Below are 16,878 nucleotides of genomic sequence, written 5' to 3'. Positions count from 1 at the left end.
GGTCGCCGTGCCCCGTCGGCCGCCCGGGCCCATCTTGGTCAGAAGGGAGATGCTCTGTGGCCGGCATCATCGACGCCAGACCGAGCGCACCCCGCGCCGTCGTAGCCGATCCGCTCGGTTCGCCACCGGTTCGCCGCCGGTCCTCTCGACGTGGCGTCCTGGGCTGGCTCTTCATCCTCCCGTTCCTCGTCGTGTTCGTGGTTTTCCTGATATGTCCGTTGGCGTACGCGGGCTACCTCAGCCTCTACACCAAAGGGCTGGCGACGGGCACGACGTTCGCCGGTCTCGACAACTACACCCGCGCATTCGGCGACCCGTCGTTCCGCAAGGGTCTGTGGTTCGTCCTACGCTTCAGCCTCGTGGTCATCCCGCTGCAGATGATCGTGGCGCTGGTAGCGGCCCTGGTGCTCGACGAGGTAACCGGCCGCCTGGCGCGCTTCTCCCGGCTGGTCATCTTCCTGCCGTACGCGATCCCCGCTGTCCTCGGTGCATTGATGTGGGGCTTCCTCTACAGTCCCAGCTTTGGACCGATCGAGCAGATCGCCTCGGCGTTCGACGTACGGGCGCCGTTCCTGCTCAGCCAGGGCAACATCTTCTACGGCCTGCTCAACGTCGTCACGTGGCAGTGGGCCGGCTACTACATGATCATCATCTATGCGGCGTTGCGCAGTATCGACTCCTCGGTCTACGAGGCCGCTCGGATCGACGGGGCGAACGCCCGCCAGATCGCGATCCGGATCAAGGTGCCGCTGGTGACCTCGGCGCTGACCCTCATCCTGATCTTCTCGCTGATCGGCACCCTGCAGTTCTTCGCCGAGCCGCAGATCCTCGGCCCGATCGCCAACGGAACCGTTACCCCGGACTTCACCCCGAACATCTACGCGTTCAATCTGGCGTTCCGCTATGCCCAGTTCAACTACGCCTCGGCGATCTCCTTCGCGCTGGGCTTCGTGGTCTTCGTGGCGGTCGCCATCTTCATGATCGTCACGCGCAAGAAGGGGAGCATCTTCACGTGAGCGACGTGCGGCGACGGCCCCGCCACGTCTGGGCGAAACTGCTGCTGCTGGCGATGGTGTGCTACTTCCTCGTGCCCGTCTGGTGGCTCGTGGTGGCCAGCACCAAGGACGCTCAAGGGCTCTTCTCCGGCTCTGGTGCCCTGTGGTTCTCGGGCTTCCACCTGTTCGACAACCTGGGCGACCTGTTCACCTTCAACAACGGCGAGTACCTGCGCTGGCTGGGCAACTCGGTGCTGTACGCCTTCGCCGGCGGCGTCGGCTGCACGATCATTTCGGTTCTGGCCGGTTACGGCTTCGCCAAGTTCGACTTCCGTGGCCGGGGCATCGTCTTCGCGCTCGTCCTGGGCTCGGTCATGGTCCCGCTCACCGCTCTGGTCATCCCGACCTTCGTCATGATGAGCAACGTCGGGCTCACCGACACGATCTGGGCGGTGATCCTGCCATCACTACTCAGCCCGTTCGCCGTCTACCTCATGCGGGTCTACGCGGCCGTCTCGGTTCCGGACGAACTGCTGGACGCGGCGCGCATCGACGGCGCTGGCGAGCTGCGCACGTTCCTGCGGGTGTCGCTGCCGCTGATGCGGCCCGGCGTCGTCACCGTGCTCCTGCTGTCGGTAGTCGGCACCTGGAACAACTACTTCCTGCCGCTGACCATGCTGTCCAGCTCCAAGCTCTATCCCCTGACCGTGGGGATCGGGCTGTGGTCGCAGCTGGCCAGCTCCAACAACGGTGGCGGCCAGTCGCTCTGGAATCTGATCATTGTCGGTTCGCTGGTGTCGATCATTCCGCTGGTCATCGCCTTCCTCACTCTGCAGAGGTACTGGCAGGGCGGGTTGGCCGTCGGCAGCCTCAAATGACGCGCTCGAGCTTTGGGAGATCTGTGTTTGCCGCCTCGTTCAGCCTTGACCCGTCCTTCGTCATTGCGCCGGTGTCCCGGCGTACCTTCGGATCCTTCGTCGAGCACATGGGGCGATGTGTCTACACCGGCATCTACGAGCCGGGACATCCGACCGCCGACGTCGACGGCTTCCGTGGGGACGTGTTGGACCTGGTCCGTGAACTCGGGGTCTCCCTCGTGCGTTATCCCGGGGGCAATTTCGTCTCCGGGTATCGCTGGGAGGACGGCATCGGACCGGCCGCGGACCGGCCGGTGCGCCGCGACCTGGCCTGGCGCAGCCTGGAGACAAACGAGGTTGGCGTCGACGAGTTCATGCGCTGGGCGGGCAAGGCCGGCGTCGAGGTGATGTACGCCCTCAACCTGGGCACCCGCGGCGTGCAGGAGGCGCTCGATGTCCACGAGTACCTCAACCACCCCGACCGCACCCGCCTGGCCGAGCTGCGCCGAGCCAACGGCGCCGAGAAGCCGTACGGGGTCCGGATGTTCTGCCTCGGTAACGAGCTGGACGGGCCCTGGCAGACGGGACACAAGACCGCCCAGGAGTACGGCCGGCTGGCGGCGCAGACGGCACGTGCGCTGCGCTCGGCCGAACCGGAGCTGGAACTGGTCGCCTGTGGCAGTTCCAGCTCGTCGATGCCCACCTTTGTGGCCTGGGAGGCGGAGGTGCTGGAGATGGCGTACGACGCGGTCGACTACATCTCGGCGCACGCCTACTACGAGCCGGTCGACGGCGACATGGCCAGCTTCCTGGCCTCATCGGTGGACATGGACCACTTCGTGCACAGCGTGGTCTCCACCGCCGACAGCGTCGGCGCCCGGCTCAAGAGCACCAAGCGCCTGAACATCTCCTTCGACGAGTGGAACGTCTGGTACCTACGGGAGTTCCAGGCCCGGCAGGACACCGGATCCACCGAGTGGCCGGTGGCGCCGCGCGTCATCGAGGACTGCTACACCGTCGCGGACGCCGTGGTGGTCGGCAGCCTGCTGATCTCGCTACTGCGGCACAGCGACCGGGTGACCGTCGCCTGTCAGGCCCAGCTCGTCAACGTCATCGCACCCATTCGCACCGAACCCGGCGGCGCGGCCTGGCGGCAGACCATCTTCTACCCCTTCGCCATCACCTCCCGCCTGGCCCGAGGCGAGGTGCTGCGGGTGGAGCCACGCTGCCCGACGTACGACACCGCGCGTCACGGCGCGGTGCCGGCACTCGACGCGGTCGCCACCCACGACGCGGACACCGGTGAGGTGAGCGTCTTCGTGGTCAACCGGCATCAGTCGCAGTCGGTGACGCTGACCGTTCCGGTGACGAGCTTCGGCGCCGCCCTGCGGGTGGCGGAATCCTGGACCATCGCCGACGACGACCTCTTTGCGGTGAACACGTCGGACTACCCCGACCGGGTGGTCGCGCGGCCGGCGGACGACGCCGAAGTGGATGACGGGGTGCTTCGCGCGACACTGCCGCCCGTGTCGTGGACCGCCATTCGGCTCTGCGCGTCAAGGCAAGATTGTTAACGCTAACGCTATAGATCAGCCGTATTCAGATACTGCAAGAGGGCAATCCAGAATAAGTATTGACAACCATCTATGTGAACGTTAACACTATGACGAAACACAATCTCAACATCTTCGAAACGTTTCCGTCGACGCGGTGCCCTGGCGTCGGCAAACGCGGAGATCCCCGTTCGAGCCGGCCGCCGAATCCCCAGAGAGGTAGATCGCTGTGCCACTGTCCCGGAGAGACTTCACCCGCCTTGCCGCGTTGAGCACGCTGACCGCCGTCGGCGGCGGAACGGCCGCTTTGGCTGCGCCATCAGCCGCCTTGGCGGCCAACAGCGCGTACGTGTTCGGCTATTTCAAGGAGACGCCGAACCAGAGCGGCGACAGCTACGCGTTGCACCTGGCGGTCAGCACCGACGGCCTGAACTGGCGTCCGCTGAACCAGAACAACCCCGTTGCGACCCCGACCGCCGGCACGCTCGGACTGCGCGACCCGTTCATCCTGCGCAAGCAGGACGGCACCTTCGTCGTGCTGGCCACCGACCTGCGCGGGCGCATCTTCAACCAGAACAACCAGTACCTGCACGTCTGGGACTCAGTCGACCTGCGCAGCTTCACCAGCTACCGCCGAATCCGGATGCACGGACTGGCTACCCACACCTGGGCACCAACCGCCTTCTGGGTGCCGTCGCGCAACCAGTACGCCATCGTCTACTCCGCGAACAACGGCGCCGACGTCTTCATGGTCAACTACACCTCGGACTTCCGGACGGTGAGCACCAACCAGGTCTACTTCAGCCCCGGCTACCCCGTGCTGGATGCCGACATCGTGGCCGACGGCTCAGCCTTCTACATGTACTACAAGAACATGTCCAACGGCCTTATCTACGGCGCCCGGTCGTCGAGCGGCGCGCCGAACAGCTACACCAACTACACCAGCGGCCTGCGGCAGGGCAATGCCATCGAGGCGCCCCTGCTGATCAAGAACAACACCGGCAGCGGCTGGCGGTTGTGGGGCGACTCGTTCAGCCCGGTCAACAACGACTACTACGCCTGGTCCACCTCCAACGTGGCGGGCAACTCCTGGACGCTGCTCAACCAACGCGACTACACGCCACCGCTGAACGCCAAGCACGGCTCGATCATCGGCATCACCTCGGCCGAGTACGACGGACTCGTGTCCCGTTGGGGCCTGCCGGCCTGGGTCCGGCTGAAGTCGTACAACTTCCCCGACTACTACGTACGACACGCCGGCGACGTGGGCCGGATCGACGCCTACCCGTTCGACCCCCACCAGGACCAACTGTGGCGCATGGTCGCCGGCTTGGCCGACTCTGCCGGCGTGTCGTTCGAGTCGGTCAACTCACCCGGTCGCTACCTGCGGCACAGCGACTACGTGATCCGGCTGGGGGCCAACGACGGCACCGCGGCCTTCCGCGCCGACGCAACCTTCCAGCGGGTTCCCGGCCTGGCCGACTCCACCTGGTCGTCGTTTCGGTCGTACAACTTCCCGGACCGCTATCTGCGTCACTCCAACTACGTGCTGCGCATCGACCCCCTCAGTTCGGGCTCCAGTGCCAGTGACCGCCAGGACGCGACGTTCCGCGTCTCCTGATCCCCGAAGGCAGAGGTACCTGGTGAGACCACGTATACGACAATTGCTGGCAGCCCTGGCCGCTTCCGTCACCGTCGCGGTGGGCACCGTGCTCGCCCCCGCCGCGCCGGCCTCGGCGGCGCCCGGCAGCCCGGCCGTCCGCCCGCCCCTGGGCTGGAACAGCTGGAACACCTTCGGCTGCAACATCAACGAAGCCAAGATCCGCGGTGCGGCGGACGCCATGGTCAACTCCGGCATGCGCGCGGCCGGCTACCAGTATGTGGTGGTCGACGACTGCTGGCAGGCGACGACTCGCGACGCGGCCGGCAACCTGCGCTCCGACCCGGCGCGATTCCCGTCCGGCATGCGGGCGCTGGGCGACTACATCCACTCCAAGGGCCTCAAGTTCGGCATCTACCAGGCGCCTCGTGAGGAGACCTGCGCCCAGTACTTCAACGCCATCGGCGGGGCCACCGGCGCGCTCAATCATGAACAGCAGGACGCCAACACGTTCGCGTCCTGGGGCGTCGACTTCCTGAAGTACGACTGGTGCTCGCCCTGGGGCAGCCTTAACGATCAAATCGCGGGCTTTACGAAGATGCGCGACGCCCTGCGCGCCACAGGACGGCCGATCGTCTACTCGATCAACTCCAACAGCGCACACTCCAACACCGGCCCCTCCTACAACTGGAGCCAGGTGGCCGACATGTGGCGCACCACCGAGGACATCACCGATCGGTGGAGCACCGGCTGTCGGGCCGACTGCTTCATGGGCGTCACCGAGATCCTCGATGTCCAGGCGCCCCTGGCAGCTTGGGCCGGCCCGCAGCACTGGAACGACCCCGACATGCTCGAGGTCGGTGTCCGCGGCACATTCACACCTACTGAGAACCGTGCCCACTTCAGCATGTGGGCGATCATGGCCGCACCGCTGATCGCCGGCAACGACATCACCACGATGTCCACCGACGTCCGCGACGTACTGACCAACCCCGACGTGTTGGCGATCAACCAGGACAGCGCGGGCCGCCAGGCCCAGCGGGTCCGCGACTTCGGCGACACCGAGGTGTGGGCCAAGACCCTCAGTGACGGCTCCGGCGCGGTCGCCCTGTTGAACCGCTCGGGCAGCACCGCGACTGTCTCCACCACCGCCGCCGAGATCGGCATGCCAACGGCCGGCAGCTACACCCTGGCCGACGTCTGGACGAAGGCGTCCCGGAACACCTCCGCAGCGATCAGCGCGACCGTCCCGCCGCACGGCGTGGTCATGTACCGGGTCCGGACCGGCTCGTCGACACCCACTACCTCCTTCAGCCTGCGCGGCGCAGGATCCGGTCGCTGCCTGGACCTGCTCGGCGGTGCGCCGACCGACGGCGCCCAGGCGGTCATCTGGGATTGCAACGGCGGCATCACGCAGGTCGTCACCGCGGCTTCGGGTCAGCTCCGCATTGGCGGTAAGTGCCTCGACGCCGAGAGCAACGGCACCGCGAACGGCACCAGGGTCATCCTCTGGACCTGCGGCGCGGGCCCCAACCAGCAGTGGACGATCCAAGCCGACGGCACCATACGAGGAGGACAGTCGGGCAGGTGCATCGACGTCAATCAGGCCGCAACAACCAACAACAGCCCGCTGGTCCTGTGGACCTGCTCCGGCGCGGCCAACCAACGCTGGACCCGCGTCTGACGGAGAGCGATGGCCGGCGGTGGTTGCCGCTCTCCTTCCCGGAAATCGAATCGCACCCAACGATGAACACCATCTGGGATCCACGAACGCGCCGACTGGCGTGTGACGCACCGCGCCGACACTGCCCGCGATCGGGCTGCCCGGCGCCCGACCTAAGGACCTGTCGTGACAACTTCGGTTTCGCCCGTACAGAAAACACCCACCCTCCGCCGTCTGGCTGTGCTGTCGCTGTCCGTCGTCGCTCTGGCCGCCGGCGGGGCCGCGGCGACGCAATCCTCGTCCGCCGCCTCGCTGAATGCCGCGCCGCAGGCGGCAGCAACGCCCACCACACCGCCCGCGTCCTACCCGAATCCGGGCACGGTCACCGGTGACGTCGGCGTGCACGACCCGACCATCGTGGCCCGCCCGGGCGGCGGCTACCTGCTGGCCCACACCGGCAACAACATCGCGCTGAAGACCTCCACTGATCGGACCGCGTTCCGCAACGCCGGTGCGGTGTTCCCCAACGGCGCGTCGTGGACCACGACGTACACCGGCGGCAGCCGCAACCTGTGGGCACCGGACCTGACCTACCGCGACGGCCGGTACTGGCTGTACTACTCCGCCTCGACGTTCGGCTCCAACCGGTCCGCGATCTTCCTGGCCACGAGCACCACCGGCACCTCCGGCAGCTGGACCAACCAGGGCCTGGTGATCGAATCGCGGACGTCGGACAACTTCAACGCCATCGATCCCAACCTGGTCGTCGACGCCTCCGGCAAGTGGTGGCTCAGCTTCGGATCATTCTGGTCCGGCATCAAGATGGTGGCGCTGAACCCGTCCACGGGGAAACGCTCCGATGCGACAGTGCACAGCATCGCCGGCCGCAACGGAGGCGCGATCGAAGCACCGGAGATCGCACGACACGGCAACTACTACTACCTGTGGGTGTCGTTCGACCGATGCTGCCAGGGTGCCGCGAGCACGTACCGGGTGATGGTGGGCCGGTCGACCTCGATCACCGGACCGTATGTCGACCGCAGCGGCAAGGCGATGACCGCCGGCGGTGGCACCCAGGTGCTGGCAGGGCACGGAAACATCCACGGACCCGGTCACCAGGCGGTGTTCACCGACACCGACGCCGACGTCCTCGTCTACCACTACTACGCCAACAACGGCGCCTCGCTGCTGGGCATCAACCTGCTCGGGTACGACGCCGCCGGCTGGCCGTTCGTCTACTGACCGGAGAGGAGATCCGACGATGCGCAGAATCCTGGTCACCGGGGTGGTGGCGATGCTCGCCGCGGCGGGCACGACGATCGCCACCCCAGCCGCCGAGGCTGCCACGGTGCAACCGAACGTGTCTTACGTGCTGGTCAACCGCAACAGCGGCAAGGCCCTCGATGTCTACAACCTGGCCACCACCGACGGCGCAGCGATCAACCAGTACACCCGCAACGACGGCGCCTGGCAGCAGTGGCGGTTCCTCGACTCCGGCAGCGGCTGGTACCGGCTGCAGTCCGTGCACAGCGGCAAAGTGCTGGACCTGCCCACCACCGCCGACGGCGTCCAGCTGGTGCAGAACACCGACCGCAACGACTCCCGGCAGCAGTTCCGGCTCGCCGACTCGGCCGGCGGTCAGGTCCGGCTGATCAACCGCAACAGCGGCAAGGCCCTCGAGGTGTGGGAACGGTCCACCGCCGACGGGGCGAAAGTCTCGCAGTACCAGGACCTCGACGGCACGAACCAGCAGTGGCAGCTCGTCGCCCTCGGCGGCGGTGGCACGCGCACCTTCACCAACCCGATCAAGCGCAACGGCCCCGACCCGTGGCTGCAGTACCACAACGGGTACTACTACCTGGCCACCACGACGTGGAACTCCACCATCACGATGCGCCGATCGGCGACGCTGGGTGGCTTGGCCAGCGCACCCGACCAGGTCATCTTCAACCTGGCTGGGCGGGCCAACGGCTGCTGCAACATGTGGGCACCGGAGTTTCACCTGATCAACGGTCCGAACGGCAACCGCTGGTACTTCTACTACACCGCCGGCCGGAACGTCCCCGACTACAACCCCACCCAACGGCTGCACGTCCTCGAATCGGCTGGCACCGACCCGATGGGCCCGTACACCTTCAAGGCCGACCTCGGCAGCGACTGGTCCCTCGACGCCAGCGTGCTGAAGGTCGGCAGCAGCCTCTACCTGATGGCAACCTACGGCGGCGACGGCGCCGGGCAGAGCAACTCCATCCAGCGGCTGTCCAACCCCTGGACCCTGCAGGGCTCACGGTCGAGGCTCTCCTCGCCGACGCTGTCCTGGGAACGGCAGAGCGGGGCGGTCAACGAAGGGCCCGAACCGCTTTATCACAACGGCAAGGTGATGGTTGTCTACTCGGCCTCCGCGTGCTGGGGGCCGGACTACAAGCTCGGGTTGCTCACCCTGACCGGCAGCGACCCGTTGAACCCGGCGCACTGGACGAAGAAGTCCACACCGGTGTTCCAGCGCAGCGACTCGAACGGTGTGTTCGCGCCCGGCCACAACGGGTTCTTCAAGTCACCGGACGGCACGGAGGACTGGATCGTCTACCACGCCAACGACTCTGCCTCCGGCGGGTGCGACATGAACCGCTCCACCCGCGCCCAGAAGTTCACCTGGAACGCCGACGGCACGCCCAACTTCGGAACCCCGGCACGGTTGGGCATGACGTTGACAGCGCCATCCGGCGAATAGCACCCGCAAGGACCAGTCGCGGTTCGTGCTTGGCATGTCACCCGGTGCGGGTAGCGGCCACCCGGCTCAGATGCGCCGGCATCTGCGGAACAGCGGAGCCCGCCGTCGGCGGCGGCGGGCTCCGAACCACCGCCATCTACGCCCAGAACGCGACTCCAACCCCTCCTACCCGAAGGAGAACGACGTGCGTAAACCGTTCCGCATCGCGCTCGCCGCAGCACTGGTTGCCGCTGCCGTACCCGTGGTCCTGGCGTTCGCCGCGCCGGCTCAAGCCTTGGACAACGGGCTCGCCCGCACCCCGCAGATGGGCTGGAACGACTGGAACACCTTCGGCTGTAACGTCAACGACAGCCTGATCCGGCAGACCGCCGACACCATGGTGTCCAGCGGCATGGCCGCTGCCGGATACTCGTACGTCAACATCGACGACTGCTGGTCCGAGCGCAGCCGCGACGCCAACGGCAACCTGGTGCCCGACCGCACCAAGTTCCCGAACGGTATGAAGGCACTCGCCGACTACGTCCATGGCAGGGGCCTCAAGCTCGGCATCTACTCCTCGGCCGGCACCACCACCTGCGCTGGCTATCCCGCCAGCCTCGGCTACGAGCAGCGCGATGCCAACACCTGGGCGTCGTGGGGGATCGACTACCTCAAGTACGACAACTGCGGTGACCACGGCGGCCAGAGTGGTCAGCAGCGCTACACCACCATGCGTGACGCGCTGGCCCGCACGGGCCGGCCGATCCTGTTCGCGCTCTGCAACTGGGGCCAGGACAACGTCGTGCAGTGGGGAGCCGCGACCGGCAACTCGTGGCGCAACACCGGTGACATCCAGGGCAACTGGAATTCGGTGATGGGCATCCTCGACTCCCAGCCCGGCTACGCCGGCGCGTCGAAGCCAGGTGCCTGGAACGACCCGGACATGCTCGAGGTCGGCAACGGCCTGTCCGACACGGAGTCGCGTGCCCACTTCAGCCTGTGGGCACTGCTCAACGCGCCGCTGATCGCCGGCAACGACCTGCGCACCATGAGCGCGACCACCCGGTCGATCCTGACCAACACCGAGGTCATCGCCGTCAACCAGGACTGGGGCGGCCGGCAGGGCAACCGAATCGTCGACAACGGCAACTCCGAGATCTGGGCCAAACCGATGTCGAACGGGTCGATGGCCGTCGTGTTGCTCAACCGCGCGTCCAGCGCCGCCACCATCTCCACCTCCGCCTCCCAGATCGGGCTCGGTGCCGCGTCGAGCTACTCGGTGCGCGACCTGTGGGCCCACACGAGCACCACCACCAGCGGCACCATCAGCGCCTCAGTGCCGGCACACGGCGCGGCGATGTACATCGTGACCGGCGGCGGCACCACCAACCCAGGTGCCAGTTTCGGGTTGCGGGGGCAGGGGTCGGGGCGGTGCCTGGACATCACCGGGGCGTCGCAGGTCAACGGTGCGTTGGCCGAGATCTGGGACTGCAACGGTGGCGCAAACCAGCGATTCACCCAGACGTCGGCAGGCGAGCTGCGGGTCTACAACGGCACCAAGTGCCTGGACGTCTACAACCAGGGCACGACCAACGGCACCGCGGTCGAGATCTGGGACTGCAACGGCCAGCCCAATCAGCAATTCCGGATCAACGCCGACGGCACGGTGACCGCAGTGGGCGCCAACAAGTGCCTGGACGTCAACGGTGCCGCCACGGCCAACGGCGCGAAGGTGCAGATCTGGGACTGCGCAGGCGGCAGCAACCAGAAGTGGACCCGGCAGTAACTCGCGGCAACGCCGGCGGCGCGGCATGCGGTCCGGCGAAGTCCGTACCCGCCGGCCACAACAGATCCGTCTTAGTTGCCGCGGAAGCACGGAATGCCACCCCTAGTCGAACACATCGTAAGGAGCGATCCTCATGCAGAGACGCGATTTTCTCAGGTTAGGCGTTGTCGGAGCGGCGAGCGTGGGCGCGGGATCCGTATTCGGTACCTGGCCGGCAAGCGCCGACACGGTCGTTCCGCTCCGGGCCGCGCCGACCACGCCGTTCGCCGTGGGCGTGCGCCAGTACAACTGGATGCGTGGCAACCGCCGGATCACCACCTTCGTGTATTACCCCGCCACCGGCACTCCCGGGGGTAACCCCATCAACAACGCCCCCGTCGCCCCGGGCGTCTTCCCCGTCTGCGCCTACCAGCACGGCCTCGGCGGCACCCCGCAGGGCGCCTTAGCAGTCATCCGCCCGCTGGCCGCGGCCGGTTTCGTCGTCCCCGCCGTCAGCGTGCCCACGGTCGGCATCGGTGACACGTACAACGGCGAACTGCCCAGGGACAACTCTGAGGCCATCACCCGCACCCTGGCCCTGAACACCGCCAACGATCCGTTGGCCGGCCACATCGACACCACCGTCGGCGTCGGCATGTCCGGGCACTCCATGGGCGGAATGACCACCCACGCGATGCTCACCGCGTTCCCCGACCCCCGGATCAAGGCCGCGATCCCGATGTCCTGCGTGGACATGGGCAACCCGAGCGGCGCGGTCGGCGCCAATGTGCTGTTCATCCACGGTGACCGGGACCCGACCTGCCTGTACTCGTCGGCCCGCCAGGCATATTCGGAGCTGCCCGCGACCAAGGCATTCCTCACCTTCATTGGGGGCGACCACGGCAACTTCTTCGGCAACGCCCTGTCGATGCGAACCTCCATCGACTGGATGAGGTGGAGCCTTTACGGAGACATTACCGCCCGTGACCGCCTCACCGCCGACGCGACATCATCCACCACGAGATGGGAGTTCATCCCAGGCTCGACCCAGCCGCCGCCTACCTCCACCTACTACAACCTGGTGGCGCAGCACAGCGGCAAGGTCGCCGAGATCACCGGCGCCTCCACCTCCGCCGGAGCCACCCTCGCCCAGTGGTCAAGCAACGGCGGACAGCACCAGCAGTTCGCATTCGTCGACGCAGGCGGCGGCTACGTCCGCATCAAGGCCCGCCACAGCGGCCTGGTCCTCCAGATCGCCAACAACACCAGCGGCGCCGACATCACTCAGCAGCCCGACACCAACGCCGTAAGCCAGCAATGGCGCATCACCGACCAGGGCGGCGTGGTCAGCCTCACCAACCGGCAGTCCGGCCTTGCGTTGGACGTGTGGGAGCGCTCGACCGCCGACGGCGCTCGTATCTCCCAGTACGCCTACTCCGGCAACCCCAATCAGCGCTTCACCCGCCGACCCGTCTAAAGGCGTCCCTACGCACCCGGTGGGTGTTGTTGGAGAACCGTGGCTCGAACCTGCCGCCCCGGCTGCCGGCCTGCGCCGGAGCCGGGACGGCGGCCAGCTCGCCGAGACCTTCGCGGCGACCATCCTCTGGCGCTGGACCGTGAATGAGTGAGGTGGGGGAGGGGCGGGTTGTGGGTGAGATGAACGGCCCTGAGGTGGTGGGCGGCCGGTGGTCGGACGACGCCTCGACCCGTACGACGTGGTTCGGGCGGCCCGTCATGCGTGATGTCGCCAAGCTGGCGGGGGTCTCCTCACAGACGGTCTCCCGGGTGATCAACCGGCAGCCACACGTGTCGGCCGCAACCCGGCAGCGGGTGTTGGATGCGATGCGGAAGTTGAACTATCGCCGGAACCCTGCTGCTCGTGCCTTGGTCACACGACGTTCGGCGACGTTGGGGATCATTGGTTACGAGAGCCCCTTGTTCGGACCGACGTCCATGTTGTATGCGATTGAGGGGGCGGCCCGAGCGGCAGGTTACTTCGTGAGCGTTGCCAGCGTCCGGCACCTGGACCGCCGGTCGGTGCTCGACGCGGTCGACTGGCTGTGTCAGCAGTCGGTGGAGGGGATCATCGCCATCGCCCCTAAATCGGCGATGGCCGGCGCGTTGGCGGAGGCGTCGCCGGGGATCGCCTGCGTGACCGTCGGTGGGGGCAGCATCGACGCGGTGCCGAGCGCGCGGATCGACAATGTCGTCGGCGCGCGGATGGCCACCGGGTACCTGCTCGACCTGGGGCACCGCACCGTTCACCACGTGGCCGGTCCGGACGACTGGCCGGAGGCCAGCGAGCGGTTGCGGGGCTGGCGTGCGGCGTTGCAGGAGGCGGATCTGCCGATCCCTGCCGTGGCGTCCGGAGACTGGAGCGCCCGGGCGGGGTACGAGCAGGGCCAGCGGTTGGCGGCCGATCCGTGCGTGACGGCGGTCTTCTGCGCCAGTGACCAGCTGGCTCTCGGCGTCCTGCGGGCCCTGCACGAGGCCGGTCGGCGGATCCCCGAGGACGTGAGCGTGGTGGGGTTCGACGGGGCGCTCGACGGGGCGCACTATCTGCCGCCGCTGACCACGGTGTGCCAGGACTTCGCTGAGCTGGGTCGGCTCAGCCTGGGGCTGCTGCTGTCTCAGCTTGAGCAGCCGGAGAGTGCCTCGACGTCGAGACGACAGCTGCTCGTGCCTGAGCTGCTGATCAGGCATAGCACGGCACCATCTCCCGACCTGTACGGCGACGGTGACCCACCTCGGACGCGGCGCGGCCAGCGAGCCTGACCCTTGGCCCGCAGGCCAGCTTGGCCGTCGACATGGACGAAACGGCAGCTGAGTGTTGGGATACGCGTTGGTACCGCGTGGCCCGATGTCCCGGAGTTTCTACGGGTCCTGGGCTACGGCGTACGCGTTGTTCCGGCGTTCGCAGCGTGCGGGGAACTGAGCGAAGATCCTGACCGCCGTGCAGGCCATGGCGTACGGGGTCGGCCGGAGGAGGACGGCGGCATGGAGCTGATGCTGGCCAATCCGGTCTCGCGAGCCGCTTTCGCCTGCCAACGGGTGGCCGCCGTCGGCAGCGCGCTCACCGGGATCGCGGCCATCCCGGGAATCCTGCTGATGATCATTGTTCCCTGGATCGGCATGGACATCCCCCTGTCCAACGTCGCCGCCGCGTCCGCGGGCCTGGTCGCCCTGGTGTGGAGCTTCGCTGGCGTCGCCTTCCTTGTTGGCGCCGCCACCGGGAAACGGGCTGTCGTCCTCGCGATCACCGGTGGCCTTGCCGTGGCCGCCTACATGGCCAACGCCATCGGCGGCATGCGCGAAGGGTGGCACTGGGTGCGCTGGCTGTCGCCGTTTCACTACTTCATCGGCACGGACCCGCTGCACACCGGCTGGCATCCGGTCGAGCTTCTCGCTCTCGTGCTCCTCGGTGCCGCAACCACGACCGCCGGAGTCATCGTGTTCGACCGTCGCGACATCGGTGTGTAAACCTGAGGCTGGTGGCCGCGGGTTCCCTGCGGCCACCAGCACGCCGACAAGGAAGCCCATGAGCGAGGACAAATGGCTGGCGGCCAACTGCCAGGATCTGCTGTACGTCCCGGCCAGTGCCCGGCGTCGGGCAGGCCAACCTGGGTGCCCGCGCAGCGGACGAGGGGCTGACGCTGCGCGAGCTTGTTACCGGTCTGCTGGATGCCACCACTGCCCACTGGAGCGCCACCCCGGTCGCGTCGACCGACACCGCCGTCGCCGTGCATTCCCGCGCCGAGACACTGCTGGACACCGCCCGTGTCCTGCTCACCGATGCCGTGGACGGGTACACCCGGCAGAACCGCGCCGAGCTGGATCGCCACGACAACGAACGTGCCGCGTTCGTCAATGACCTGCTCACCGGCCGTGCCGACCCGGGCGGCCTGGCCGAGCGCGCACACCGGTACGGCATCCGCCTGTCGGCCACCCACACCGTCCTCATCGCCCGTGCGGCCGGCCTGACTCCCGGCATCACGCACCGCATCGATGCCGCACTGGCCTCCAGGTTCGGCGAAGGCAACACCCTCACCACCCTCCGCGACGGCGACGTGGTCTGCATCAGCGCCGGCGGCCTACGCGGCATCGCGGCCGAACTCGCCCACCTGCTCCTCGCCGAACTCGGCGCGGGCAACTGGCAGATCGCCGTCGGCCGTACCCAACCGGGGTTGCATGGCCTGGCCACGTCCCTCGACGAGGCCCGCCACACCCTCGACTATGCCGTCAGGCTCGGCTTCACCACGCCCGTACTCAATGTTGCCGATCTGCTGGTGTTCCCGTGCTGCTGCGTGACCGCGACGCCATGACCGACCTGGTGACCACGGTCCTCGGGCCACTAACGACGGCGCGCGGCGGTGCCGAGCCGTACCTGGAGACCCTGACCGTGCTCTTCGACAACCAGGGCAACCACACCGCGACCGCCCGGCAGATGCACCTATCCGTCCGCGCGATCACCTACCGACTCGACCGCATCCGCGACCTGACCGGCTACCACCCCGGCGAGCCGACCCAACGCTTCACCCTGCAAACAGCCAAGGCGGCGCAGCACGCCGCACCGGTGTTCATGTACCAGCTCGCGTACCAGGATCCGACCGTGGTGCCGGGCACCGGCTTCCCGCTCGGCTCGCCGCACGCCTCGGACATCCCGACGAAGTTCGCCAACGTCGGCGTGGACCAGTTGCCGGGCAAGCGGGCGACCGCCCGGCACATGAGCGCTCTGTGGGCCGGCTTCGCCCACTACGGCCACCCCACCGCAAGGGGCGTGCCGAAATGGCCCGCCTACACGCCGAAGGACCGGGCCACCATGTGGATCGACCCTGACTGCAGGATCGCCTACGACCCTGACAAAGAGGAACGGCTCTTCTGGCAGCGCCGGGACTGAACAGCGCGGTACCGACCGATGAGTGCTCCTTGGCGGGACATCACGCGAGGGAGCACCGATTTCGACGAGTTGTTCGCGGTCAACGTCAAGGCGCCGTTCTTCGTGGTGCAGCGTGGCTTGGACCGGCTCCGGAACGGCGGCCGGATCGTTAACATCTCTCGCGTAGTTCGAACGGTTCGCGGCTGTGCCGCCGAATCAGGCGCCGTTGGAGCGGTTCTCTTTCAACGACACGGACCGCGACCTCATCGCGAAGCGGCGTGGTGATCACAACCGGCTCGGGTTTAATCTGCCTGGGCGTGGACGAGCCACACACCATGGTCATCTACTGCTACCTGGAATGACTGCGCGTAGGCTCGCCGCCCTTCCCGGCCGGCGCCCCACCGGCCTGGCGGAACGACCGGCGTGCAGCGCAGAACCCCGTTCAGGCAGCGCTCACGTCGCCGCCAAGCCACCGCCGCGCCTGCTTCATCCGTGTCGCCGGCTCGTTGTGGGTGGCGGGCTCCTGCCGGATAAGCAGTGTCGTCGTGCCTTCAGGCGCTGGATCGGAGTGTGCTAACCAGACCGGGGACGCGGGTGACCCAGCGGGCCGCACCGCGCCGCCCGGGTCTGCCCGGCCCGCCGTCCCCCCAGATTGGCGGAAACCGCAGAGACTGCCGAGCCCAGCCGCTGACTCGGGATTACCCGCCGGCGCGTTGACGTGCGGTCATACCCGCCGCCCGACCGACCGCTGAATACTGGCCACTCAGGGGCGAAAAGGATAATTCCGAACCTTCTGGTCGAACCAGCGCTCGCCGGTGCGTCGACTCAGTGAATCGCAGTCTCAAGGTAGCCGACCATT

General features: G+C 67.4%; 13 protein-coding genes and 1 pseudogene. All 14 read left to right on the top strand.

Going from position 1 to position 16,878, the window contains the following annotated elements:
* Positions 1 to 56 precede the first annotated feature (56 nt).
* The 14 genes and pseudogenes from ACFYPG_RS06200 to ACFYPG_RS06135 all read left to right on the top strand — a co-directional run bounded on the left by ACFYPG_RS06200 (position 57) and on the right by ACFYPG_RS06135 (position 16,040).
* Entirely contained in the window at positions 57 to 1,016 is a 960-nt protein-coding gene (locus ACFYPG_RS06200) for a carbohydrate ABC transporter permease (RefSeq protein WP_387350637.1), read from the top strand.
* On the top strand, positions 1,013 to 1,873 hold the full coding sequence (locus ACFYPG_RS06195; RefSeq protein WP_355008324.1) for a carbohydrate ABC transporter permease: 861 nt from the start codon (positions 1,013 to 1,015) through the stop codon (positions 1,871 to 1,873). The genes ACFYPG_RS06200 and ACFYPG_RS06195 overlap by 4 nt, the downstream gene beginning before the upstream one ends.
* Before the next feature lie 23 nt (positions 1,874 to 1,896).
* A complete protein-coding gene (locus ACFYPG_RS06190) occupies positions 1,897 to 3,426 on the top strand; it encodes an alpha-N-arabinofuranosidase (protein WP_387350636.1) in 1,530 nt (509 codons plus the stop codon).
* A 208-nt stretch (positions 3,427 to 3,634) separates the two neighbouring features.
* Positions 3,635 to 5,026 (top strand): glycoside hydrolase family 43 protein, encoded by a 1,392-nt coding sequence (locus ACFYPG_RS06185; protein ID WP_387350634.1) that lies wholly within the window; start codon positions 3,635 to 3,637, stop codon positions 5,024 to 5,026.
* 22 nt (positions 5,027 to 5,048) lie between these two features.
* The gene (locus ACFYPG_RS06180; protein WP_387350633.1) at positions 5,049 to 6,689 is read left to right on the top strand and encodes a glycoside hydrolase family 27 protein; all 1,641 of its coding nucleotides are present in this window, start codon (positions 5,049 to 5,051) and stop codon (positions 6,687 to 6,689) included.
* A gap of 165 nt (positions 6,690 to 6,854) precedes the next feature.
* Positions 6,855 to 7,910, top strand: a complete 1,056-nt coding sequence (locus ACFYPG_RS06175; RefSeq protein ID WP_387350631.1) for an arabinan endo-1,5-alpha-L-arabinosidase — start codon at positions 6,855 to 6,857, stop codon at positions 7,908 to 7,910.
* Positions 7,911 to 7,929: 19 nt separating this feature from the next.
* On the top strand, positions 7,930 to 9,399 hold the full coding sequence (locus ACFYPG_RS06170) for a family 43 glycosylhydrolase (RefSeq protein ID WP_355008319.1): 1,470 nt from the start codon (positions 7,930 to 7,932) through the stop codon (positions 9,397 to 9,399).
* Between the two features lie 184 nt (positions 9,400 to 9,583).
* Positions 9,584 to 11,164, top strand: coding sequence for an RICIN domain-containing protein (locus ACFYPG_RS06165; protein ID WP_387350629.1), 1,581 nt, complete (start codon positions 9,584 to 9,586; stop codon positions 11,162 to 11,164).
* A 133-nt stretch (positions 11,165 to 11,297) separates the two neighbouring features.
* Complete coding sequence (locus ACFYPG_RS06160) at positions 11,298 to 12,620, top strand: RICIN domain-containing protein (RefSeq protein WP_387350627.1); 1,323 nt, start codon at positions 11,298 to 11,300, stop codon at positions 12,618 to 12,620.
* A 143-nt stretch (positions 12,621 to 12,763) separates the two neighbouring features.
* Positions 12,764 to 12,952, top strand: a pseudogene (locus ACFYPG_RS06155) (LacI family DNA-binding transcriptional regulator); the annotation flags it as partial.
* Positions 12,953 to 13,141: 189 nt separating this feature from the next.
* The gene (locus tag ACFYPG_RS06150; protein ID WP_387350902.1) at positions 13,142 to 13,918 is read left to right on the top strand and encodes a substrate-binding domain-containing protein; all 777 of its coding nucleotides are present in this window, start codon (positions 13,142 to 13,144) and stop codon (positions 13,916 to 13,918) included.
* A gap of 222 nt (positions 13,919 to 14,140) precedes the next feature.
* Entirely contained in the window at positions 14,141 to 14,623 is a 483-nt protein-coding gene (locus ACFYPG_RS06145) for a hypothetical protein (protein ID WP_387350625.1), read from the top strand.
* A 116-nt stretch (positions 14,624 to 14,739) separates the two neighbouring features.
* Entirely contained in the window at positions 14,740 to 15,465 is a 726-nt protein-coding gene (locus ACFYPG_RS06140) for a PucR family transcriptional regulator (RefSeq protein ID WP_387350624.1), read from the top strand.
* Positions 15,438 to 16,040: a helix-turn-helix domain-containing protein gene (locus ACFYPG_RS06135; RefSeq protein ID WP_387350622.1), complete on the top strand. Its 603-nt coding sequence runs from the start codon at positions 15,438 to 15,440 to the stop codon at positions 16,038 to 16,040. Before ACFYPG_RS06140 ends, ACFYPG_RS06135 begins: the two co-directional genes overlap by 28 nt.
* Positions 16,041 to 16,878 lie beyond the last annotated feature (838 nt).

The organism is Micromonospora sp. NPDC005553, from assembly GCF_042871765.1.
In the GTDB taxonomy this organism is placed as follows: Bacteria; Actinomycetota; Actinomycetes; order Mycobacteriales; family Micromonosporaceae; genus Micromonospora.
This window is presented reverse-complemented; position numbering and strand designations above follow the sequence as displayed.

Excerpts from the sequence above, each read along its gene's own strand:
- ACFYPG_RS06160 (WP_387350627.1), top strand. The coding sequence starts at position 11,298 with ATGCAGAGACGCGATTTTCTCAGGTTAGGCGTTGTCGGAGCGGCGAGC.
- ACFYPG_RS06145 (WP_387350625.1), top strand. The coding sequence starts at position 14,141 with ATGGAGCTGATGCTGGCCAATCCGGTCTCGCGAGCCGCTTTCGCCTGC.
- ACFYPG_RS06170 (WP_355008319.1), top strand. The coding sequence starts at position 7,930 with ATGCGCAGAATCCTGGTCACCGGGGTGGTGGCGATGCTCGCCGCGGCG.